Genomic DNA, 23435 nt, shown 5'->3' on the forward strand with positions numbered 1-23435 from the left:
ATTTTTTTTTTTTCGCTAATTCCCGGCCCCAAATCCGCTACCCATTTTTGCTTTAATTGATCTTGAGGCGGTGCGCTGCTGTTGCAGCGCACGGCCTTGTCGTATCAGGCGTTTTGTACGCCCTGGATGGCCGAAACCTTCCACTCGCCGCCATCGCGGCGCACGAAGGTCCAGATCTCGACGGCTTCCGTGAGATTGTCCGGATCGCCGGAAACGACCTGGCCGGTAGAGCGCTCGCGCATCACGTCGATGCTTTCGTAGCGCATGGCGACGGTGGCGTATTCGTCCGCACCCTCGCGCCAGGCTTCGGCGACGTCGCCCTGCACGAGATGGATGTCGCGCACTTCGTTTCTCAGGCCCTGCGTGGCGTTGTCGCTGAGCTCTTCCGCGAGATAGGACATGGCCTCCGGCGTGGTGATCTGGCGCAGCGTGCGGAAATCTTCCGTCGCATAGGCCGCCTGTACTTCCTTGAGCATGCTTTCGAACTGCTCGAGATCGGCCTGCTTGATGCCGATCTCGTCGCCGGCCTTCGGCTGTTGCGTTGCCTGGCGGCTACCGCCGCCGATGCGCGGGATTTCGAAATCCGAGCCACCGTTCTGCGGATGGGCGTTGCGCTGGGCACCAGCGCCGGCATAGGCGGGTGCGTTCCTCTGCGCGAACATGCGGCGCAGCAACAGGAAGGCACCGGCGATCAGCAGGACCTGCAGGATCAGGCCGAGGAAGCCGATGCCACCGCCGAGCCCGGAGCCAAGCAGCATACCGACGAGGCCGCCGAGCATGAGGCCACCGAGGAGCCTTCCGCCGAAGCCGCCGAAGAGGCCCGGACGCGGATTGGTGGCATTCGTGTTGCGGCCGGCGGACGGCTGGGCCGACTGCTGGCGGGTCATCGTGCGGTCGATCGGCTGGGCATCGGTCGGCGCGGCGCGCGTGGTCGACGGCGTGGAGAATGTGCGGGTTCCCCGGCTGCCGAAACCACTGCCGGCACGGCGGGCTTCTGCCACGTCCACCAGCGTCATCATCACCATCAGCGCCATTGCCAGCATGGCCAGCCCGCGCCCAAATCCCTGTATCAAAATCATTTTTGTCACTCTCTCCCATGCGTGTTCCGGCATATCGAACCGCATATAGAGGGTAACAGGGCGGATTATAAGGTTTGGGACGTCGAAAAAAGGAAAGTGGGACAATGTGCGCCGCTGCCAGGCCGGATTGGCCCGGCAACGAGGCCTGCCTCTCTCCTTGCGTCTCCATTCCCTTGGCTTGCGAGCCCCCAAAGCAAAACGGCCGCCTTGTCGGCGGCCGTCTTCTGTTCTGTTTCCTATCCGCTTAGCTGAAGCGGCCTGCGGCATGCGCCAGCATGGTGTAGACCTTGCCGGTATCCGAGGTGAGGTAGGTCTGTGTCATCGCCTTGTCGCGATCATTGCGGGCGACGTCGGCGAGCAGCTTCTCGAAGTCCGCGATGTAGCGGTCGACGGCGGTCCGGAATTCCGGCTCGCGCTCGTACTTGCGCTTGATTTCGTCAAACGTCTGCTGGCCCTTCAGCGTGTAGAGGCGGCGGGTGAAGACGTCGCGCTCACCGCGCTGGTAGCGCCGCCACAGGTCGACCGAGGCGTCGTGATCGATTGCCCGGGCGATATCGACCGAGAGGGAGTTCAGCGATTCGACGACATGGCGCGGATTGCGGTTGTCGGCGGGACGGGCAGCCTGGGTATCGCCGCGCGGCTGGGCGAACTGGGCTTCCTCACGCGAGACGGCGCCGCGCAGGAGGTCGCGCATCCAGCCGCCTTCGCCGGCCGTCTTGCTGTCGGCTTCGGCGGGCAGGGGCTGCGCGCGCTGCGGCACGGTGGCCGTTGCGGCTCGCTCAAGGCCTAGGCTTCCGCGCAGCGGCGGTGTTGCCTCTTCGCGGGCGGGTGACACGCGAGGCTGCTGCACCGGTGTCTGGACAACGGTCGCCTGCACGGCCGGGCGGGAGACTTCCAGAGCCGAGGAAGACTTGCCGATGATGTCGGAAAGATCCTGCAGGGCCTTGATCTGCTCGCTGACGGCGCGACGCATCTGGGCGGCGTTTTCCTTGGCTTCTTCCGGCAGATCGAACGCACCGCGCTTCAGTTCGCCACGGGTCTGGTCGAGTTCCTTGCGGATCTCGGTGGCGGCGCGACGGATTTCCTCGGTTGCACCGGAGAATTTGCCGACGGCTTCCTCAACCGCTTCGCGCATCGCATCGCGCATGACGGCCGTGGCGGTTTCGGACTTCTTGCCGGATTCGGTGAGCAGGCGGTCGACATCGGAGAGCGAGGCGCCGACGCTGCCGCGCAGACGGTTTGCCACTTCCTTTGTCCGCTCCTCGGCGCGCACGAAGGCGCCCTCGACGGACTGGCCTGCTTCTTCACCGGCCTTGACCAGCGAATCACGCAGCGTGTTTGCGGCCGCTTCGGCGCGCTTCTCCGTGTCGCCGAGGATGCGGCCGACTTCGGCGAACGAACTCTGGATGCCGCCGCGCAGATTGCCGGCGATCAGGTTCGAGCGTTCTTCAGCGCGGCTGAAGGCACCTTCGACCATGCCTTCGAGCGACTGCATCGTCTTCTCGATCTCTTCCGAGCGCTGCACCAGGCCGATGGACAGCGAGCGCAGTGCATCCTGACGCTCTTCCAGCGTCGAGACGAGGTTCGACTGGGCGGCGGCGAGCAGGTCGGAGGCCTGGGCCAGGATCTTCGAATGATCCTCGAAGCGTCCGACGATACCGCCGATCTGCGAGAGCGTGCCGGCCGAAATATCGGAAAGGCGATCGACCTTGCCTTCCAGCAAGCGCGAGGTGGTGGAGACCATGTCGGAGGCGCGCTCGGCGGAGGCATTGAAGTGCTCGGCCGTGCTCGTCAGGCGGCCGTCGATGGCGCCGAGCGTCTGGCTGGCGGCATCGACCAGGCCGGAGATCGCGCCGTTGCTTTCCGAAAGGCGGGCGATCAGGCTTTCGACATTTGCCTGAAGGCCGTCTTCGATCGCACGCATCGTGCCGGCAGCTTCTTCCGTCCGTGCCGAGATTGCGGCGAGCGTATCGGAGGTGCGGGCCGAGATTGCGTTGATGAGCGCAGCATTCTCGTTGCGCAGGCGATCGGCGCTTTCGCGGGCGACGCCGCTGATGCGTTCGGCGGCTTCCCGGCCGGCAGCAGCATAGTCGTCGATGACCGGGCGGGCTTCCTCGTTGATCAGGCGCGACAGTTCTTCCGTGCGGCTGGCGAGCATCGAGTTGAGTTCGCGGGTACGATCGTCGAGCGTCGAGCGAATGGAGGCGCCACGCGCTTCCAGCGCCTTTTCGGCGTCACCCAGGCCCGCGCGCAGCGACTGCGCCTGGTTGGCGAGACGGCCTTCCGTTTCTTCGAAGCGGGCGACGGCAGAGGTGGTGGTTTCCTCGACGGCGCGGGTAAACGCTTCGTTGCGGGCGGACAGGTTGTCGGCGAATTCCTCGCCGGTGCGGGCGATGTTTTCGGCGACACGCTGGGCTTCCACGCCCATGTCCTGTGCCGCACGGGAGACGGCACCGCGCAGCGACGTGCTGAGATGTGCGAATTCCTCACCGGTTTTGGCGAGCGACTGGGCCGAGCGGATCGCTTCGGCATCCATGTCCTGGGCGGCCTGCGTGACGGCATCGCGCAGCGTTTGGGCGAGCCCGGCAGCCTTGCCGTCGATGGTGCGGTTGACGCTGTCGAGACCGATCGTCAGTGCCCGGTCCATCGTGCCGAGGCGTTCCTCGATGCGGCCGGTCTTCTCGTCGATGGTTGCGGCGATACGGTCGGCGGCCTCGCCGGAAACCCGCTCGATATCGCCGGTCCGGCTGGCAAGCGTTCCGTCGATGCGGTCTGCCGCTTCGCCGGTGACACGAGCAATCTGACCGGCGCCCTCCGTAAGAGTGCCACCGATGCGGTCTGCGGCTTCACCGGTGACACGGGCGATCTGGCCGGCGCCCTCCGCAAGAGTGCCGCCGATGCGGTCTGTGGCTTCGCCGGTGACACGGGCGATCTGGCTGGCGCGCTCAGCAAGGGTGCTGCCGATGCGTTCCACGGCTTCTCCAGAGACACGGGCGAACTGGCCCGCATGCTCTGTGAGCGTGCCATCAATGCGTTCTGCGGCTTCGCCGGAGATGCGGGAGATCTGGCCCGCGTGCTCTGTGAGGGTACCATCGATGCGTTCCGCAGCTTCGCTGGCAACACGGGCGATCTGGCCGGCACGCTTTGCAAGCGTGCCGTCGATGCGCTCGGCGGCTTCGCTGGCAATGCGTTCGATCTGGGTGGCGCGTTCGGCAAGCGTGCCATCAATGCGCTGGGCGGCTTCGCCCGTCACCCGTTCGATATCATCGAGGCGGCCGGAGAGGGCGCCTTCGATGCGATCTGCGGCGCTGGTGCTGACGCGTTCGATATCGGTGATTCGGCCCGAAAGCGCACCTTCGATACGCTCGGCCGCATCCGCGCTGACGCGTTCGATGTCGCCGACACGGCCGGCAAGCGCCGCGGCGATGCGGGCCGTCGTCTCGTCACCGATACGTTCGACTTCGGCGATCGGGCGGGAGAGGGCGTCGGAGACGCGCAGCGACACGTCGCTGCCCACGCGATCGAGATCGGCAAGGCGATCCGACAGGGTATCGGAGATGCGTGCTGCCGCGGTGTCGACGATACCGGAAACGTTCTCGACGCTGTGTTCGATGCGGGCTTCCAGCTTGCCGAGATTTTCCTCGAGCTTGCTGCCGGTCGTGTCGAAACGGGTCGCGACGCTGTCGACCGTCTGTTCCATGCGCGCGCCGAAGGCATTGGCGGCCTCGGCGATCTTGGACGAGGTCTCGCCGAGACGTTCGGCAACGGCACCCGCACTTTCCCGCACGCGGTGGTCGAGCAGGGCGGCGCTGCCGTCGATCGTGCGGCGCAGCGTTTCCTCGTGCTGTTCCAGTGTCATTTCCAGCATGCCGGCACTGGTGGCGATCGAGGTGCCGATGTTGGTCGCCTGATCGTTGAGCGTTTCGGTGAGCTGGTTGCGGCCGTCGGTGATCGCCACGTTGATGGCGTTGATGCGATCGTCGAGCGTGGCGCGGATCTGCTCGTGGGTCGAGACGAGCGAGCCGGCAAGCTCCGAGGCGCGGCCCGACAGGGCTTCGGCGATTTCGGCAGCGCGGCCGGAGAAGGCATCGGCAAATTCCGTGGCCTGACCGTGCAGGACGCCACCAAGCTGCTGGCTGCCTTCGGTGAGCACGTTTTCAACGCGGTTCGCGGCGGTATCGATGGCCGACAGCATGGAGCCGGCGCTGTTGGAGAGCACGGAGGCGAGGTTCGCCGTGCGGCCGGTGATCACTTCGTCGATCTGGCGGGCAGCACCCGTCAGAGCAGTCTCGACGCGGTTTGCGGCCGAGCCGACCGATTCTTCCAACTGGCTGCCGGTCTCGTTCAGCATGGACGACAGGGCGGCCGTGCGCTGGGACAGCGCATTGTCGATGCGGTTATGGCTCGCGGCAATCGTCGAGGTGATCTCGTCGGTACGTGCGCCGAGTGTCTCTTCCATGCGGGCCTGCGCGGCCTGGATATCGCCGGCGATCGTTGCGCCACGGGATTCAAGCGCCTGCGTCAGGCGGCGTTCGCTGTCGGAGATGCTTTCGACCAATGCCTGGCTGCGGGCACCAAGCGCATCTTCCATGCGCGTCTGTGCGGCTTCGATATCGGTGGCGATGGCCGTGCCACGGGAATCGAGCGCTTCCGTCAGGCGGCGTTCGCTGCCCGAAATGCTCTCGGCCAACGCATCGGCGCGCACGCCAAAACCGCTTTCGATACGGTTCTGCACGTCGGCGAGACCGCCGAGAAGAGTGGAGGACTTTTCCGAAAGGATGGAGCTCATGCGCTCATGCGCGCTGCTCGCCGCATGGGTGATCGCGTCGGCATGGCCGGTGACGGCGCTCTCGAAGAGTTCCTGGCCGGTGCCAAGGCTGGTGGCGAGCGCGAAGGACTGGTCGGTCAGCGTGTTGTCGAGGCGCTCGATGCTGGAGGTGAGGATGCCGTCGATCGAATCGCGGCCGCTTGCGACCGTCTCATTGATACGGGCGAGGCTTTCCATCAGCTTGGAGTCGAGCGAGCCGGCGCGCTGGTCGAAGGCCTGGGTGAATTCCTCAACGCGCTGGTCGAAGGCGCCGGCAATCTGGCCGACGGTCGTCTGCATGCGCTCGTCGAAGAAGCCCGTGCGCAGGTCAAGATCCATGACGGTATCGTCCGCCGCATTCTTGAGGCTCTGGCGGAACTGCGCGCCCTTTTCGTCGAGCGCGGCGTTCATCGACTGAATGACGTGATCGAGGCCATTGGTGACGGCGTGCTGGCCGACGGACAGGCTTTCGCTGATTTCGCGGGTGCGGGCAATCAGCGTCTCGTTCAGCTGCTTGGCGCGGTCGTTGAGCGCTGCGTTCAGTTTTTCCGTGTTGGTATCAAGCGAGCTTGCGCGGGTTTCGAACTGCTGAAGCAGATCGCGACCGCGCGAATCGAGGTTCTGGGTGAGCTGATCCAGGCGGGTGTCGAACTCGTTGGCGAGTGCGAGGCCAGACGAGCTGAGCGTCGACAGGAGGCTGTCCGTGCGGGCCGAAAGCATGGCGCCGATCGTCTGCGTGGCGCTGTCGGATTTTTCCATCAGCATGGCCGCGCGGGTATCGAGCATGGAGGCGAAAGCCTCGCCTGAGGTGGCAAGGCGCTGCGTGATGCTCTCGCCGGCACTCGCCAACTCGTCCTTGAGCTGTTCGTGTGCACCGGAAATGGAGGAGCGGACGCGCTCGGCGTGGCTGACGATCGCTTCGCGCTCGGAACCGAGTTCCTGCACCAGCGTGCGCACACGCATTTCGTTGTCCGAATAGCTGCGTTCGAGCGCGTTGACTTCGGAATGAACGAGGGTTTCGAGCTCGGTCGCACGGGCGATCGTGCGCTCGATGCCTTCGTTCATTGCCGACACTTCGCGGCGCACGGCCTGGCCGACGGACATGATGCGATCGGAGGCGACCGTTTCCGGCTCGGAGAGGCGCAGGGCGACTTCGGCCATCGAGCGGGCGGCGTTGCGCAGTTCATGGGCACGGGCGATCATGATTGCGAAAGCGAAGAACAGCATGATCGGCATGATGATGGCCACGACCATGCCGATGGCGCCGGGAAGCGCCACGAGATCGGCGATGGACCGAATCTGCCAGATCTGCGGTGCATAAAGCAGGTTCGCGACGCCGAGGCCGCCGATGACCCAGAGGATGGAGGCGAGGACCGCCATGCGGATCGGCGCGCGGCCCGAGCGTACGTCGAGCGACTTCAGGATCGCGGCCGGCGTCTTGCGGGAACCGTCATTGGCGGGGGTGAAGGCAGGCGTCTTCGGGGCAGGCTCGGGGCTCAGGTTGCGCGCCGTCTCGCCCGTTGCGGGGCGGGTTACGGGCTTTTCCTGCGTCTTGTTCGGAATGCGGCTTGCTGGCTCAGAGACATGGGCCTCCGAAGCGTCCTTCTTCGAGGGCGTCTCTGGCGTTAGATCGTCAAAGTCGATTTTCAGTGCTTCTTCGAGGGCCTGGAAGGCCTTTTCGTCGATCGACTCGATAGACTTGTTCGTCGCCATGCGGATACGCCTCGTTACCATGTCCAGGATCGGGCTTCGTGCGCGCTGCCGCTGCTCAGGCGCATTCGAACCGTCCGGTTGGTGGCCGGTCTTGCTGCATACCCTCATGGCAAGCAGCGTCCAGGCCCCCGTTCATTTCAAATTCGCTCGATAACCCCGAAGGACGAAATGGTGTACTCCGCCCACGGTTTATCCACCGGGAATATCCGGTCGTATCGTAGTGACACATTAGCCTGTATCACACAATTCATTGCCATCTCCCTTAGCCCGAAACTTAACAGGAAGTTAATTTCCAGCGAATCTGTATCGCAATGGAAAACTTGGGAAAATGGCGAATTTTCAGCCGTTAACCATAGTTTGCGATTCATGCCCACTTTGCGCCGTCTTTTAATCGGATAGGCGCGCCGGCGGCGCAGAATAGCTGTCCCATGTTCTTGCGGATACGCGGCGAAAACGCCGGACCGCATCGGCATCTGCGTGCATCACAATGAAACAAGCGTACGTAGCGTAGATAAGGATATTGGCAAATGGCAGCGCTCAACATCGCATTCGAGGCGCCCGATAATGCAGGCGGCATGTGTCCCTCAAATGGACGGCCGATCGATCTGATACACCTCGCCCGACAGACCATGGGCGACAAGGTGCTGGAACTGGAAGTGCTGCAGATGTTCGCGCGCCAGGCCCGCGAGAGCATGAAGGAAATCGCTGGCTCGGAAGGCGCTGCGCGTGCAGCTGTCGCGCACCGCCTGAAGGGCTCTGCCCAGTCCGTCGGCGCCACGGCCGTCAGCAAGGCAGCCGAGGCGCTGGAGGAAAATCCCGCCAATGCCATCGCCCTTGCGAGCGTGACCGCGGCCGTTGTCGAGGCGGAAAACTTCATCCTCAAGCTCTGCCGCTGATCGTCGCAGGCCAGTCGCCGATCGACTGGCGCGGCGGGAAAAGCCGATGCCGCGCCCGGACCAGTGAAGGCCGGGCCGGCCGGCGATGTTGACTGGGGAGGGGTTTTGTTGGAAACGTCCGCCAGAAAGCTGGCGGTGCGGCACCGTCCCTCCGCCGGTCAGCCATTCGCCCGCTCCGGGCAGCCTTGAGGATCCGGAACCCATCATGAGCAAACTCACCATCGTCGCCTTCGATGGCACGCGCCACGAACTCGATGTCGCCAAAGGCTCCACGGTCATGGAAAATGCCGTGCGCAACTCCGTGCCCGGCATCGAAGCCGAATGCGGCGGCGCCTGCGCCTGCGCGACCTGCCACGTCTATGTCGACGATGCCTGGAGCGCGATCGTCGGCCCGCCGGAAGCGATGGAAGAGGACATGCTGGACTTCGCCTATGACGTCCGCCCGACCTCGCGGCTTTCCTGTCAGATCAAGATGTCGGATGCGTTCGACGGGCTCGTGGTTCACGTGCCGGAACGCCAGGCCTGACATCATCCTTTTTTCGGAGCGTTGAATGGAGCCCGCCACTGACACCGATGTGGTTCTGGTAGGCGCGGGACCGGTTGCGCTTTTTTCCGTCTTTCAGCTCGGACTGTACGGCCTGACATGCACGCTGGTCGACAGCCTCGACCGCGCCGGCGGCCAATGCGCCGTGCTTTATCCCGACAAGCCGATCTATGACGTCCCGGGCTTCCCGAAGATCGACGGGCTGGAGCTGACCGATCGTTTGCTTGAGCAGATCGCGCCTTTTTCGCCCCGGTTTCGGTTTGCGTCGACCGTTACCGGCTTCGCGCAGCAGCCGGATGGGCGCTTTCAGGTGGCTTTGAAAGACGGTGCGTTGCTTGGTGCGAGCGTCGTGGTGGTCGCCACCGGTCTCGGCACCTTTGTGCCCAGCGCGGGAGAGCCCTCGCTTGAGGTTGGCCCGGCCCCGGCCTGGCCGCTGGAGCGTTCGGGCGATGCCTTCACCGTGGATCCGGAGCGTTTCGAGACATCGCAGCCGGGTGTCTTTGCCATCGGCGATGCCAGCCAGTATCCGGGGAAACTGCGGCTTATCCTCTCCGGCTTCCACGAGGCGGCGCTGATGACGCAGGCGGTGCGGCGCCTCTGTTTTCCGGGAGGGCGCACGACACTGGAATACACGACCTCGTCTTCACGCCTGAAGAAGAAAATCGAAGGCGCGGGCTCCGGCAAAGAATAGACGAGCAAAAAAAAGCCTCGCCGGTCGATCAAGACGAGCGAGGCCAGTAGGGCGCATCGCAACAGGAGAGGGAGGAGACACCTGCTGCTTTAATGGACGCGCCAGGAGAACCTGTTACAAACTGTTTCATGCTACTGCGGGAAGGAAAAACCCTCTTCCCGTTCACTGTTGACATGAAAATACGGTGATTTGCGGAATTGCGCTATCGCTAAAATTAACCAGTCATTTCATGCATCGAGAACGGCCCGGGCCTTGGCCCGGTCCGAATCCATTCAAACTCTTTCAAGAAGTACATGAACGGCCGCTTGGCCTTTACTGAAGTCTGCTCTTCAGCCGGTGCGTCAATAGCCGCATCATCCGGTCGTTGAAGTTCTTGGACTCGACGCGGTCGAAGCGTGCCTGGTCGGCATCATGCTTGGAAACGGCGTCGGCCGTCACCCGGTCGACGCGGGCCTGCATGCGTTCGCAGTCGGCCTCCGGACGCAGGGTCTTCAGGGTGCGTTCGAGGGTGCGGGCATGGGTGCGGGCGATTTCGGCGTGGCGTTCCTCGTGCCGCTTGATGTCACTTGCCAGCGTGTCCCAGATTAGGGCGAGCGATTCGGTGGCGCGTTTGCGGTTCTTCCAGCGGGGAAGGATGATCTGCGTGGACAGCGTCACCTTCGCCTCACCGACGGCGCAACGGTCGCCGCGGCGCACATAGGTTACCGAGCCGCCCCACTTGATCTTCGTCGCGCCGGGATGGCGTGATCCGCTGTGTTTCATCACGGGTCCGCGCTTGGACAGTTCTTCGTCGAGTTCGGCCGCCGTGCGCCCACCGACGGAAAAATAGGCAAAGGTTTTCGAGGTGATCGTCTCGGCGCGCGCCGGCTGAACGGCGAGGCAGGCGAGGGCGGCAAGGGCCATCAGGTGAGCGATGGTCTTCATTCGGATCAGCATTCCTTTCGCCATCGGGTTTCCCTGATGGTGTGCCAGCCAAACGGCCGGTTGAACTTCCTTTAAGCTTGGGGCATAGGCTCCGCAAGCGCAACACCCTTTCCGGGCGCCGCGGAAGAACCCTAGTTTCAGATCGGTTGATTAAAAACTAAGGTTGTTCACCAGATTCAAGGTGCTACGGCGTTTTTCACACGCCCGGTGCTTTTCTTAACCGTCGAGGGAAACCGCCATGTTTTCGCCGTTCGATCCCTCCCGCTGGGCGCTTGCCCATAGCCGCCACCTGGAGCTCGGGCCGCGTGGCATTCTCATGGCGATCGTCAATGTGACGCCCGATTCCTTTTCCGATGGCGGCCGGTTCGACAGCGCCGATGCTGCGGTGGCGCAGGCGATCCTCTGCCTGGAACAGGGCGCGGAAATCATCGATATCGGCGGGGAATCGACCCGCCCGGGCGCTGCATCCGTGACGGCGGCCGAGGAGCAGGACCGCATTCTTCCCGTCATCGAGGCGCTTGCCGGCACGACCGACGCCATCATCTCCGTCGATACTTACCGTGCCGAAACCGCCCGGCTTGCGGTCGCGGCCGGCGCCCATATCGTCAATGACGTGCATGGCCTGCAGCGCGAACCGGATATTGCCCGCGTCGCCGCCGAGACAGGCGCTGGCCTTTGCATCATGCATACCGGGCGTGACCGGGAAAAACGGCCGGATGTGGTGGAGGACCAGTATCTCTTCCTTGGCCGCTCGCTCGAGATCGCGCGCGAGGCGAACGTTGCCCGTGAGGCGATCGTGCTCGATCCGGGATTCGGCTTTGCCAAGGATACCGATGAAAACCTCGAACTGATGGCGCGTTTCGGCGAGCTTTACGGTTTCGAACGGCCCATTCTCGCCGGAACCTCGCGCAAGCGCTTCGTCGGCACTGTCACCGGCCGTGAGGCGGCGGACCGGGACGCCGGCACGGCCGCGACGACCGCGCTTCTGCGCATCGCCGGCGCGGCGGTATTCCGGGTGCATGATGTCGCAATCAACAGGGATGCGCTTGCCATGGCGGATGCTATGCTCGCCGCGGAGCGCAAGGTGAGGGCGCGCGAGGAGCGTGCCTGATACCCAGCCAGACAGGATGAAACCATGACCACCAGCTACACGATCACGCTCAAGAACTGTGCCTTCTTCGCCCGCCACGGCCTGCACGATGCGGAAGAGTTTTTGGGGCAACGTTTTTTCGTCGATGCCGAACTCGACGTCCGGCCTTTGCAGCCGCTTTCGGACGACGCGATCGAATCGACCGTCGACTACGGCGTCGCTTTCCAGGAGATCGAAAAGATCGTCACCGGCCAGCGCCGGTATCTGATCGAGGCGCTCGCCCAGGAGATCGCCACCGTCCTCTGTGCGCGCTTCCCGCAGATTTCCCGCGCGCGGATCACGGTGAGAAAACCGAACGCGCCGGTACCCGGCGTACTCGACTATGTCCAGGTGACGGTCGATCATGTCGTCTGAGCCCTTCCGCCGGGCCACGCTCGGCCTTGGCGGCAATATCGGCGATCCTGTCCGTGCAATGGCCGAGGCTTTGCGGGCGCTTGACGCGCGGCCGGATTGCCGTGTCGTTGCCGTATCGCGTCTCTACCGGACGCCGCCCTGGGGCAAGACGGACCAGGACTGGTTCTTCAATGCCTGTGCGCTGATCGAAACAAGGCTAGGGGCCGAGCCGCTGCTCGACACCTGCCTTGCCATCGAACGCGACATGAAGCGTGAACGCAAGGAGCGCTGGGGACCGCGCACCATCGATATCGATGTGCTGACCTATGAGGGTGTGGAGCAGGCCGGCGTACGGCTGGAACTTCCGCATCCGCGCATGACGGGGCGCGGCTTCGTGCTGATGCCGCTGGCCGACGTGGCGCCCGGACTGGAAGTGCAGGGGCGCACGGTGGAATCCTGGCTGAAGGATGCTGATGTCGCGGGTATCGAGCCGGCGAGCGCCGGCTCAGAATGGTGGAAGACGATTACTTGATCGAACCGACGGCGATGTCGTCGAGATTGCGGTCGAGCGACACGCCGATGACCGGGATCATCCTGTTTTCGACCTTCACCGAAATGGTGATGTTCAGCTTGTTGTCGCTCTCGAGGCGGGCGATCATCGCGCCGTTCAGCTTCTGGCGGTTGATGCCGACGACGACCTTGTTGCCGCTGACCTGGCCGGAGGTGATATCGAGACCCTTGCCGGAAGCGCCATCCAGGAACTTGCCGGTATAGCCGCTGCCCGCCTTGGTGATCAGCGCCGACATCGGCTGCTTGAAGACGCCGACGCGGCAGAAGCCGTCGAGCTGGATGCCGGCGCTTTTTGCCGGTGCGGTGTCGCCCGTCAGGTCACAGGAGAACTTGGTCCCCTTGTATTTTCCGGCGACGATTTCGCCCTTGCCCTGCCAGTTGCCGGTGACCTGCTCGAAAAATGCCTTGTCGCGCGATCCGGCGGAGGCCGGCAGAGCGAGAGTGGTGGCTGCGAGAAAGGCCGCTACGGAGGCGCGGGCGATCAAAGAGGTGCGCGGGTACATGAACGATCCTTGATAGGCGACGGCCTTTTGGCCTGCTTTAGTGTCACGAGATTTGCGCGAAAATGGTTAATGGACAGTTTCCAGCGGCCTTGCCCCCTGTCATTTGACAGGTTTGTCCGTCCGGGAATCCGGCGTGTTGCTCGTCGGTCACGCTTCGTCGCGACGACGTCCCGAGGCGCCAGGCGTCAGGTCGCCGATGAAATCGCCGATGCCGGGCCGTTTCAGCGAGCGGAAGGGCATGGGGCGGCACAGGTCCATGGCAGCGATGCCGATTCGCGCCGTCATCAGGCCGTTGATGACGCCTTCGCCAAGCCGTGCGGAGAGTTTTGACGCAAGCCCGTGGCCGAGCACCTGCTGCACGATACTGTCACCCATGGCAATCGAACCGGTGACGGCGAGGTGGGCGATGACGTCCCGCATCAGGCGCAGCATGCCGATCTTGCCCGGCCTGCCGCCATAGAGTTCCGCCATGCTGCGCACCAGCCGGCTGCTCTCGTAGACGACATAGCCGAGATCGACCAAAGCGCGCGGGCTGACCGCCGTGACGATGGACACGCGTTTGGCGGCACCGAGGATGAGGGCGCGCGCCTCGCGGTCGAGCGGCGTCATCAGTTCGCGCTCCGCAAGATCGATAAGATGGGCGGCGTCGATGATCTCGCCCTCAGTCTCGGCAAGCCGCGCCCGCCCGCGTGCCGTCTGGGGTCGGGCGGCGAGCAGATGCACGAGGCGGGCGACGATGGCTCGGCCGACTGACGGTGTCGGCGATAAGGCGGCTTCGGCAACGTCGTGCTTGATATCCTGAACGGCGGCGAGCCGGCGCAGGCCGATCAATTCGCGCATGACCATGCCGAGGAGCGCGAGAACGGCAATCGCCGCGGCGGTGATGGCGAGGTAGCCAAGCCAGTCGTTGCGGTTGAAGAGGTCGCGGATCAAAGCATCGACCCACAGGCCGATGGCGAGCGACAGGAGCAGGCCAAGGGCGCCGAAGGCGATCCGGCCGAGTGTGATGCGGCGCGGGCGGGGTGTGGCGACCGGTGGCAGGAGGTCCGGCAGATCTGCCGTCGTTGCGATGAAGGGATCTTCGGCGTCGGGCGTCAGCGTGACCGCATCGTCAAAGGCGGCGGGCGCGCGTGGCGCGGTGCGCTCCGGTTGTTTTGCTGTTGCATCCGGGGGAAGCGAGAAGGCGGCGGGCTTGCGCGGACGGTCGTTCATGCGAGCCGGTCTCCGATCAGGTATTGCAGCGCGCGGTCGAGACGGATGTGCGGCACCGACAATTTCAGGCCGCCGCCAGTCTCCTCGATATGCGGCGGGCGGAAGCGCACGAAGTTCAGAAGATGGGGTGCTTCACCTTCGGACTGTGATTCAAGTGCTTGAAAAAGTGAATCCGGATTCGCCGGCAAGTCGCCGGGAAATATCGCTGTTTTCCGCTCGCCGTCAAAGATTTCGCCATTGATCTTCTCGCCCGCCATCGGCACGCCGACGATGACCGGCAGGTCCTCGCCGTCATGCTTGACGGTCGCCTCGCGGGTGGCGCGCACGGAGGCGAGCGCCATCACCTCGATACCGGCACCGCTCATGCCGATGCGCTCGATGGCGCGCTCCACCAGCCGGCGGGTGACGGCTTCCAGCCGCGGATGGCTTTCATGATGCAGATGATCGGCCTTGGTGGCGGCAATCACGATGCGGTCGATGCGGCGCGTCACGAAGGAGGAGAGAAAGCTGTTCTGGCCGGCGCGGAAACAGTCGAGCACGTCGCCGAGGGCGCGTTCGAGATCATGCACCGCCTCGGCACCGCGATTGATGGCCTGCAGCGCATCGATGAGCACGATCTGCCGATCGAGGCGAGCAAAGTGCTCGCGGAAGAACGGGCGGACCACATGGCTCTTGTAGGCCTCGTAGCGCCGCTCCATCATCGCATGCAGCGAGCCTTTTTCCGGACGGCCGTCGCGCAGGTTCGGCAGCGGGGCGAAGGTCAGGGCGGGCGAGCCTTCGAGGTCGCCCGGCATGAGGAAACGGCCGGGCGGCAGGGTGGACAGCGAGCGTTCGTCGGATTTGCAGGCCTTCAGATAGGCGGTGAAGGCGTCCGCGAGCGAACGGGCGGTTGCCTCCTGCGCGGTCGCGGCGGGATCGACCGTGCTGGACAGTGCCAGCCATTCCCGGGCGAGTTCCGCGCGGATGCCCGATTGCGCGAGCGCCACCGTGTTTGCGCTGAAGGTGCGAAAATCCTGCGCGAGCAGCGGCAGGTCGAGCAGCCATTCGCCGGGATAATCGACGATGTCGATTGCGAGTTTGCCTGGCGAAAACAGGCGGCCCCAGCCGGATGCGCTTTCGTAGTCGAGCGTGATGCGCAGCTGCGAGATGGCGCGTGTCGAATCCGGCCAGACGCGGTCGGCGACAAGCGCGCGGATATGATCCTCGTACTGGAAGCGCGGCACGGCATCGTCCGGTTGCGGTTCCAGTTGGATTTTCGAAACGCGGCCCGAGCGGCCAGCCTCGAACAGGGGCAGGCGGCCGCCGTTCAGCAGATTGTGCACGAGGGAGGAGATGAAAACCGTCTTGCCGGCGCGCGACAAGCCCGTCACGCCGAGACGGATCGATGGATTGACGAGATTTGTGGCGCGGCCGGTCAGCGCGTCGAGCGCGAGCAGGGCTTCGTCGGTGAGGGTGGTCAGGCTAGGCGGCAAGGGTCTCTTTCCAGCGTCGATGACGATATAGGAAACGAAATCCGGCAAAAAAAGAGCGCCGCCGTTTCCTCAGTGGGCGGGGCGCGGCATCATGAAGCCTGCAAGGCAGGCGCCGCCATGGTTCTCTTCCGTCGGACGTTGGTCGAAATCGAGGATGGCAAGACCCGCCGTCGGAAATCCGAAAGGGACAGCCGTTTCGGCAATTTCCTTGCCGACGAGGCGGTGAAAGAATTCCTCGATCATCGGATTGTGGCCGACGATCATCACCGAGGTTTCCGGCCGGTCCGCGAAGGCCAGTTCGGCGTAGGCATCGACGGTGCCCGAATAGAGAGAATCGACGTATTCGATCGACAATTCCTCGCTGACCGTGCGGTGGAATGGCTCGGCAGTCTGCCGGCACCGCACGGCGGTCGATGAAATGATGAGAGCCGGCTTGTAGCCCTGGTCCGCTGCCTCCTCGGCGATCACTTCGGCTTCGGCAAAACCGTCGTCGTCGAGAGCGCGATCGAAGTCAGACTGGCCGGGTTGGGCCCAGGCGGCACGGGCATGGCGAAGGATATAGAGCCGGAAGGCGGGCGTTCCGAGAGATGCCAAGTCTGTCCTCCATTCGCCTGTGGCCGCGGATCTGTACCGCTGTCCCCTGTCATGTCTTTCCTTGCTGGAAAGATCAACCGGTTTTGCGAACAGGCGCGTTCACGATGCTGTCGGACACCGCCTGGTAGGCAAGCGTATCCTCGAGCTTCTGTGGCCGTGCGAAATAGTAGCCCTGCATCATGCGGCAACCGAGTGCGCGCAACGCCACCACCTGCTCCTGCGTTTCCATGCCCTCGACGACGCAGACGCAGCCGATATTGCGAGACAGGTCGACGATCGTCTTGACGATGCTTCGGCTGAGTTCGTTCGTCGTGATGTCGACGATGAAGCCGCGGTCGATCTTGATCTTGGTGAGCGGCAGCTTGTGCACGTAGCTGAGGCTGGAATGGCCGGTGCCGAAATCGTCGAGGGCAATGCCGATGCCGTGGTCTGCGAAACGGCGGATATTGTCCGCGGCGAGCGCGAAGTTGCGCATGACAGCCGTTTCCGTCACCTCCACATCGAGACGCTTGGGGTCGACACCGCTGTCCGCGATGATATCGAGAAGGGCATCGACGGTCTTGTTGGAGACCACGTCACGGGCCGACAGATTGATGGAAAGACGGATATGGGCCGGCCAGGTCTGCGCCGCCTCCAGCGCCTTGCGCATCAGCACTTCCGTCAGGCGCCCGATGATGCCCGCGTGTTCGGCGGCGCGGATGAAGACGCCGGGCGGGACGGGGCCTAGAGCAGGGCTTTCCCAGCGGGCGAGCGCCTCATAGGCGAAAATGCCGTTGGTGTCCGCATCGACCATCGGCTGGAAGACGAGATGCATTTCGCTTTCGAAATCGGCCCCCAGCAATGCTTGCTGGACGCGTCCCTGCTCGTTGATCTCGGCCTCGTGTTCTGCGGAGAAGACGACCGTCGTGCCGCGAAAATTCTGCTTGGCAAGGTAGAGTGCGAAATCGGCCCGGTCGAACAGCCGGTCGGCGGTCGTGCCGGCATCACCGAGGATGGAGATGCCGAGCGAGCCGGAAACGCGCGGCGTCTGCCCGTTGAAGGCGTAAGGTTCCTGGAGCGCCGTACAGATCTCTTCGCCGAGCAGCCGCAGCCTGTCCGGGGTGGGCGTGTCCGCAAAAATGATGCCGAACTCGTCACCGCCAAGGCGTGCGGGAAAAACGCCCCTGTCGGCAAAGGCGGAGAGCCGCTCGCCGACCTCGACGAGCAGTTTGTCGCCGATGCCGTGGCCGAATGTGTCGTTGACCGGCTTGAAGCCGTCGAGATCGATGAGGCCGAGGGCCAGGCCCGTTCGGTTTCTTTCGGCCGCGGCGATACGCCCTTCGAGTTCGGCGCGGAACTGGCGGCGGTTCGGCAGATTGGTAAGGCTGTCGAGATTGGCGAGGCGGTGGTTCTCGTCACTGAGCCGCTGGGTTTCCGCCTGGCGGACAGTCAGTTCCTTCTGCGATTGTATGAGGGCGCGGAAATCCCGGTAATAGGTGAGAAGGATGAAGACCATGGCGACGGTCACGAGCGCGACGTTGAGCGCGAGCGCCGTGAAGACCGGGTTGCCGGACGCGGCGAAGAACACGGTGAACGGTCCGAGCACGATCGCCGTCAGCGTCAAGGCGGCGGCGCGCAGATGCATGAGGCAGAAGATGCAGCCGATCACCGTGTTGGCAATGTAGAAGGCAACATGGGACTGCTGGTAGGCATCGCCATAGGGAAACAGGCTGAGCGACCAGGCGCAGAAGCCGGCGCCGAGAAGGGCGGTCAGGCGGTAGGTCGAGCGCAGCCGACCGACCGCCTCGTCATGCGTATAGCGCCGGCCGCGGCTGAACCACCAATGGACCAGCCGGGTGAGGCTGACGGCATAGAGCGCCGAAGGGATATACAGCGTCAGATAGGCGGGGGCGGCGTTGAAATGCGTGACGGTGAGGGCGACCGTATTCGTCACCAGCATGAAATAGAGCAGCGGCACCTGCTTGGTAAAGGCGACAAGCTGCGCCTGGACGAGCTCCGGGTTGCCGGATTCGATCGTGAGAATGGCTTTCGCCTTGCTGAACATCCAATGCGTGCTCCTGCCCTGGAGGAAGAGAAGCACGAGTTGCTAAAATAAGTCTGAATCAGCCGATGGGACAGCTTCGTGAAAGAAAATCGCTTTAGCATCCATAATAGTCGAGAATCTCGTGCCTATATTTGGGGCAGAGCGGCACGGCGGGCGGGCCATCTGGCCCGGCGGCATGCGGCATACGATGGGGCATCGGCAGACAGGTTTCCCCATCCCGGTGTAATTTTGATGAAATATTAGTCTGGCATGGTTCAAAATAGAGGCAGACGCGAAAACCGTGGGTAAGTTTCAGCAGGCTTGAATCAGCTTACCTGTAGGGATATACAGCGCGCCTTGAGATGTTCTTCAGGAGAATCGCGTTGAGTGAGAAGATCGATCTTAGCAATTTCGTCCTCAATGAGGGCGATGAATTCATGAGTGCAAACCAGCGGGCTTACTTTCGAGCAAAGCTGAACGCCTGGAAAAACGACATTCTGCGCGAAGCGCGCGAAACCCTTGGACATCTGGCGGAAGAAAGCGCCAACCATCCGGACCTCGCGGACCGGGCTTCCTCTGAAACCGACCGTGCGATCGAACTTCGAGCACGCGACCGCCAACGCAAGCTGATCTCCAAGATCGATGCGGCGTTGCAGCGTCTCGACGAAGGCACCTACGGTTATTGCGAGGAAACAGGTGAACCGATCGGCCTCAAGCGTCTCGACGCCCGCCCAATCGCAACGCTTTCGATCGAGGCGCAGGAGCGCCACGAGCGTCGGGAAAAAGTGTATCGCGACGAGTAGCCGTTTTCTGCCGGTTTGAAGAGGGCTGGCGGAAGAGGACGTGATCTCAAGCATCGGATTTTCCGGTGCCGGTCGGTTGCGGATTGCGTGATGTAAAGACTCTAATAGCTGAAGCCGCCGGAAACATGTTTCCGGCGGCTTCTTTATGCGTTTCAGCTCGTGCGCGAGGTGTTCGGGTAGCTTGGCAGGGATTGGGAAATCTGTGCCCATCCCGCCGCGCTTGGCGCTATGCCTTCCTGCTCGCTGCAATCTCACCAAGCAGGCGGGTCATTTCCGCTTCGGTTTCTTCACGGCTCTTGGCCACAGGCTGTGCCTGCCCGATGGTGATGGCTGTCTGGGTGGGATTGGCAGTTGTCTGCGCGGTGGTGCGGGCGGCCGCGGCGGCACCACCGGTGATTTCCGCTTCGAGAATCTTCTCGAACTCGCTGACAAGCGCCGGATTGTCGATTGCAGCAACTGGCTTGGCGAGGGGCTGTGTCGTCACCGGGCGCTGTCCGACCTGCCCGGTCGCTGTCTGTGTCGTCGTTGCTGCCGGCTGCTGTGTGAGCACACGCTGGCGGCTTTGCTCCAGAACTTCCTCGATACGGTGTTCGGGCGTGCGCTGCTGGGCACTCGTCTGGGGCTGCTGGCTTGTTGCCACGGGCTGCGTGGCGGTGCGTGCCGGAACGGCGCGTGCGGCGCCGCCGCCGTCATCGCCTGCATAAAGCACCTTGCTCATGGCGGAGACCCCTTCCGGCGTGGCGGCTGGGCGACGGTCTGTGGCGGTCGCGGCAACTGTCGCCGCGCGTGCCACTGCAACTGTCTCGACTGCCGCCTTGGCAGGTGTTTCGTGCAGCACGGGCGTCGGCTCGGCCCGCTCGATCTTCTGGGGCGGTTTCTCCGCGGCCTGGGCATTTTCGGCAGACGGGATGGCGATGCGGGTTTCAATCACGATGTCGGTCGGGCCACCGATCATCAGGAGGTGTTCCACGTCGTCGCGGCGCACCAGCACGAGCCGGCGGCGCGTATCGATCGCGGCGGCATCGAGCACGGCAAGGCGTGGCGTGCGGTTTCTCCCGCCACGAATGAACGGCGAGGAGGGACGGCCGCGAATGATCCAGAGCACCAGCGCGAGGCAGACGAGGCCGAGCAGCACCACCACGGCCGCGATGGCGAACTTCGTGCCGTTCTCTGTGAGAATCTCCTGGAACATGGCGCGCTCACTCCTTTTCTGCAGATTGGCTTTTCGCCAAACCGGCTGCATTTGACGGCTTTTTGCGTGGACCTACAAGCGCCTCGCCGTGCTTGTCCAGCACCTATTGCCGCCGTCATCGTCGCCTAACTATGGCATCCTATGGAAATTGCGATGGTTCAGGCGGAATATTCCCTGTGAATTCGTGATCTTGCTTCCCCTCGATGGCTTTCTGCGCTTCCCTCTGGCGGATAAACATGATTCTGGCATCGGGTGCGGGCGAAGCGCAAGGCCGGACCGTTGCAGATGAGGGATTGATGACGACGATGAAGCGGCCGGGCGAGGACAATCTGCCGATCGTGGAGCGTGGCGTGCGGCCGGCTGTGGCGGTTCGCGTCGTGCTGCTTGCCGTCGTGCTCGCGGCTTCCGCCGGCGCTTTTATCGTCTTCAAGAACCAGCTCGATAACGAACTCGTGCTTGGTGTGCTCGGCGTGCTTGCCATGGCTGGCATCTTCTTCGTCGTTTCTGCGCTCATCGGCCTCGTCGAATTCATGCCGCAGGCGACGGGCTCCGACGATCTCGCGCGCTCGTTCCTCGATTCCCACCCGGACGGAACTGTCATCACGGACCGCAAGGGGCGGATTGTCTACGCCAACATGGCCTATGGGGCGCTGACGGGTGCAAAGGGCGGCGCAGAGGTGCAGACGCTGGAGACGCTGCTGTCGCGCAACCGCGACGCCACCGAATCGGTCTATCGCCTCACGAACGGCCTGCACGAGGGCAAGGAGGGGGCCGAGGAGTTCCGGGTCCAGAAGCCGCTCAACCCGTCCATGTCCTCCGGATCAGGTGCCCAGTGGTATCGCCTCAAGGCGCGTATTCTCCCGAACAGCGAGAAGGCCAAACAGCCGCTCTACATCTGGCAGATTTCCAACATCACCTCCGAACGGGACGATCAGGAGCGCTTCTTCAAGGAGTTGCAGAACGCGATCGACTATCTTGACCACGCGCCGGCCGGTTTCTTCTCCGCCGGCCGCAAGGGCGAGATCGTCTATCTTAATGCCACGCTTGCCGAATGGCTCGGCATCGATCTTGCGAAATTTCAGCCGGGATCCCTGTCGATTGCCGATGTGGTGGCGGGCGAGGGGCTTTCCCTCATCCAGTCCGTCCAGGCCGAACCGGGCCTGAAGCGCACCGAGACGCTGGATCTCGACCTACGCAAGACGAACGGTCAGAGCCTACCCGTGCGCATCGTGCATCGCGTGACGTCCATGCGCGACGGTGCACCCGGCGAAAGCCGTACGATCGTTCTGGCACGCGAGGAGGGCGGCGACAGCGATCAGTCCGCGTCGATCGCCTCCATGCGCTTCACGCGCTTCTTCAACAACACGCCGATGGCGATCGCCTCCGTCGATGGCAACGGCCGCATCCTGCGCACCAACGCGCCCTTCCTGAAGCTGTTCTCCGGGGTCGTCTCGCGCGACGATATCGACCGCGGCGCAAAGCTCGAAACCATCGTGCACGACACGGATCGCCTGCGCCTGCAATCCGCGCTCGATGCCGCCAAGGACCGCCAAGGCGATATTCCGCCGCTCGATTCGCTCCACCCCGCCGATGACGGCCGGCATTTCCGCTTCTATGTGAACGCCGTCATCGACCAGAGCGACGAGGCGCCGGAAGAGGCCGCCATCGTCTACGCCGTCGAGATCACCGAGCAGCGGGCGCTCGAGACGCAGATGGCGCAGACGCAGAAGATGAATGCGGTCGGCACGCTCGCCGGCGGCATCGCACACGACTTCAACAACGTGCTGACGGCGATCTTGCTGTCCTCCGACCATCTGTTGCTGTCGGCGCGCCCGGCGGATGCAAGTTTTGCCGATCTCATGGAGATCAAGCGCAACGCCAATCGCGCCGCCGTGCTGGTGCGCCAGTTGCTCGCCTTCTCGCGCAAGCAGACCATGCGCCCGACGGTGCTGAACATGACCGATGTCATCGGCGACCTGCGCATGCTCGTTGATCGCATGACCGGCACGAACGTCAAGATCGAGGTCGCGTATGGCCGGGACCTCTGGGCGGTGAAGACCGATCTCGGCCAGTTCGAGCAGGTGCTGATCAACCTTGCCGTCAACGCCCGCGACGCGATGCCGGACGGCGGTACCATCACCTTCCGCACCCGCAATGTCGAAGCGGAAGAGGCTGCCGCAAGGAACCTGCGCGATCTGCCACCGGGCGACTATGTGGAAGTCGAAGTCGCTGACAAGGGCACCGGCATTCCGCCGGAAATCATCGACAAGATTTTCGAGCCGTTCTTCACGACCAAGGAAGTCGGCAAGGGCACCGGTCTTGGCCTCTCCATGGTCTACGGCATCGTCAAACAGACCGGCGGTTACATCTATCTCGATTCCGAAGTCGGCAAGGGCACGACTTTCCGCATCCTAATGCCGCGCCATATCGAAGACGTCGTGACGGTGGAGGCCGCGGCCGTTGCCAGTGCAGCGCAGCTGCCGGCCGTGCAGGTCGTGGAAAAGGAACCGCGCGACCTCACCGGCGGCTCGGCCGTCGTGCTGCTCGTCGAGGACGAGGAGGCGGTGCGGCGCGGTGGCAAGCGCATGCTGGAAACTCGCGGCTATACGGTGCACGAGGCCGGCTCCGGCGTCGAGGCGCTCGAAATCATGGAAGACCTGAACGGCGCCGTCGACATCGTCGTCTCCGACGTCGTCATGCCCGAAATGGACGGCCCGACGCTCTTGCGCGAGCTGCGCAAAACCTATCCCGACATGAAGTTCATCTTCGTCTCCGGCTACGCCGAAGACGCCTTCGCCCGCAACCTCCCGGCAGATGCCAAATTCGGCTTCCTGCCGAAGCCGTTCTCGCTGAAGCAATTGGCAGAGGCGGTGCGGGAGATGCTGGACGCGTGAGGCGGGTGTAGCCCGAACCCAAGCTGAGCTGAGCT

Annotated in this window: 18 protein-coding genes; 8 read left to right on the forward strand and 10 right to left on the reverse strand. The window is 63.6% G+C overall.

All coding sequences use genetic code 11. From position 1 onward, the window contains the following. Positions 1 to 104: 104 nt before the first annotated feature. The 3 genes from ACT6VE_RS04295 to ACT6VE_RS04305 all read right to left on the reverse strand — a co-directional run bounded on the left by ACT6VE_RS04295 (position 105) and on the right by ACT6VE_RS04305 (position 8066). A complete protein-coding gene (locus ACT6VE_RS04295) occupies positions 105 to 1079 on the reverse strand; it encodes a Tim44 domain-containing protein (RefSeq protein ID WP_444797362.1) in 975 nt (324 codons plus the stop codon). A 244-nt stretch (positions 1080 to 1323) separates the two neighbouring features. Next, the gene (locus tag ACT6VE_RS04300; RefSeq protein WP_444797363.1) at positions 1324 to 7599 is read right to left on the reverse strand and encodes an apolipoprotein A-IV repeat region-like domain-containing protein; all 6276 of its coding nucleotides are present in this window, start codon (positions 7597 to 7599) and stop codon (positions 1324 to 1326) included. A 137-nt stretch (positions 7600 to 7736) separates the two neighbouring features. Continuing rightward, a complete protein-coding gene (locus ACT6VE_RS04305; protein WP_444797364.1) occupies positions 7737 to 8066 on the reverse strand; it encodes a hypothetical protein in 330 nt (109 codons plus the stop codon). A gap of 60 nt (positions 8067 to 8126) precedes the next feature. Between ACT6VE_RS04305 and ACT6VE_RS04310 the strand changes: the two genes are divergently transcribed. The 3 genes from ACT6VE_RS04310 (at position 8127) to ACT6VE_RS04320 (ending at position 9730) form a co-directional block, all read left to right on the forward strand. After that, positions 8127 to 8495 carry an Hpt domain-containing protein gene (locus tag ACT6VE_RS04310; RefSeq protein ID WP_069058569.1) on the forward strand — a complete coding sequence of 123 codons (369 nt, stop codon included), beginning with the start codon at positions 8127 to 8129 and terminating at the stop codon, positions 8493 to 8495. Between the two features lie 205 nt (positions 8496 to 8700). Next, on the forward strand, positions 8701 to 9021 hold the full coding sequence (locus ACT6VE_RS04315; RefSeq protein ID WP_069058570.1) for a 2Fe-2S iron-sulfur cluster-binding protein: 321 nt from the start codon (positions 8701 to 8703) through the stop codon (positions 9019 to 9021). Positions 9022 to 9046: 25 nt separating this feature from the next. Continuing rightward, positions 9047 to 9730 carry an NAD(P)/FAD-dependent oxidoreductase gene (locus ACT6VE_RS04320; protein WP_444797365.1) on the forward strand — a complete coding sequence of 228 codons (684 nt, stop codon included), beginning with the start codon at positions 9047 to 9049 and terminating at the stop codon, positions 9728 to 9730. Positions 9731 to 10042: 312 nt separating this feature from the next. On the opposite strand, the gene ACT6VE_RS04325 is transcribed toward ACT6VE_RS04320, so the two are convergent. Further along, a complete protein-coding gene (locus ACT6VE_RS04325) occupies positions 10043 to 10654 on the reverse strand; it encodes a DUF922 domain-containing Zn-dependent protease (protein ID WP_444797366.1) in 612 nt (203 codons plus the stop codon). A 238-nt stretch (positions 10655 to 10892) separates the two neighbouring features. On the opposite strand from ACT6VE_RS04325, the gene folP reads away from it, so the two are divergent. The 3 genes from folP to folK are packed head-to-tail and all read left to right on the forward strand — an operon-like array spanning position 10893 to position 12669. Beyond that, complete coding sequence (folP, locus tag ACT6VE_RS04330) at positions 10893 to 11765, forward strand: dihydropteroate synthase (protein WP_444797367.1); 873 nt, start codon at positions 10893 to 10895, stop codon at positions 11763 to 11765. Positions 11766 to 11789: 24 nt separating this feature from the next. After that, positions 11790 to 12158: a dihydroneopterin aldolase gene (gene folB, locus ACT6VE_RS04335; RefSeq protein ID WP_160856613.1), complete on the forward strand. Its 369-nt coding sequence runs from the start codon at positions 11790 to 11792 to the stop codon at positions 12156 to 12158. Further along, entirely contained in the window at positions 12148 to 12669 is a 522-nt protein-coding gene (gene folK, locus ACT6VE_RS04340) for a 2-amino-4-hydroxy-6-hydroxymethyldihydropteridine diphosphokinase (protein WP_444797368.1), read from the forward strand. Before folB ends, folK begins: the two co-directional genes overlap by 11 nt. Here the strand turns inward: folK and ACT6VE_RS04345 are convergent. The 5 genes from ACT6VE_RS04345 to ACT6VE_RS04365 form a co-directional block, all read right to left on the reverse strand. Next, positions 12662 to 13210 (reverse strand): hypothetical protein, encoded by a 549-nt coding sequence (locus ACT6VE_RS04345; protein WP_444797369.1) that lies wholly within the window; start codon positions 13208 to 13210, stop codon positions 12662 to 12664. The genes folK and ACT6VE_RS04345 overlap by 8 nt on opposite strands. A gap of 147 nt (positions 13211 to 13357) precedes the next feature. After that, positions 13358 to 14422: a YcjF family protein gene (locus ACT6VE_RS04350; RefSeq protein ID WP_444797370.1), complete on the reverse strand. Its 1065-nt coding sequence runs from the start codon at positions 14420 to 14422 to the stop codon at positions 13358 to 13360. Continuing rightward, complete coding sequence (locus tag ACT6VE_RS04355; RefSeq protein ID WP_444797371.1) at positions 14419 to 15894, reverse strand: YcjX family protein; 1476 nt, start codon at positions 15892 to 15894, stop codon at positions 14419 to 14421. Before ACT6VE_RS04355 ends, ACT6VE_RS04350 begins: the two co-directional genes overlap by 4 nt. A gap of 69 nt (positions 15895 to 15963) precedes the next feature. Further along, entirely contained in the window at positions 15964 to 16488 is a 525-nt protein-coding gene (locus ACT6VE_RS04360; protein ID WP_444797372.1) for a SixA phosphatase family protein, read from the reverse strand. 73 nt (positions 16489 to 16561) lie between these two features. Then, positions 16562 to 18532, reverse strand: coding sequence for a putative bifunctional diguanylate cyclase/phosphodiesterase (locus ACT6VE_RS04365; RefSeq protein ID WP_444797373.1), 1971 nt, complete (start codon positions 18530 to 18532; stop codon positions 16562 to 16564). A 362-nt stretch (positions 18533 to 18894) separates the two neighbouring features. On the opposite strand from ACT6VE_RS04365, the gene dksA reads away from it, so the two are divergent. Continuing rightward, complete coding sequence (gene dksA / locus ACT6VE_RS04370; RefSeq protein ID WP_444797374.1) at positions 18895 to 19314, forward strand: RNA polymerase-binding protein DksA; 420 nt, start codon at positions 18895 to 18897, stop codon at positions 19312 to 19314. A gap of 226 nt (positions 19315 to 19540) precedes the next feature. On the opposite strand, the gene ACT6VE_RS04375 is transcribed toward dksA, so the two are convergent. Further along, positions 19541 to 20506, reverse strand: coding sequence for a flagellar biosynthetic protein FliO (locus ACT6VE_RS04375; protein ID WP_444797375.1), 966 nt, complete (start codon positions 20504 to 20506; stop codon positions 19541 to 19543). Between the two features lie 296 nt (positions 20507 to 20802). On the opposite strand from ACT6VE_RS04375, the gene cckA reads away from it, so the two are divergent. Further along, positions 20803 to 23400: a cell cycle histidine kinase CckA gene (gene cckA / locus ACT6VE_RS04380; protein ID WP_444797376.1), complete on the forward strand. Its 2598-nt coding sequence runs from the start codon at positions 20803 to 20805 to the stop codon at positions 23398 to 23400. Positions 23401 to 23435: the final 35 nt, after the last annotated feature.

It is taken from the genome of Shinella sp., from assembly GCF_052438155.1.
In the GTDB taxonomy this organism is placed as follows: domain Bacteria; phylum Pseudomonadota; class Alphaproteobacteria; order Rhizobiales; family Rhizobiaceae; genus Shinella.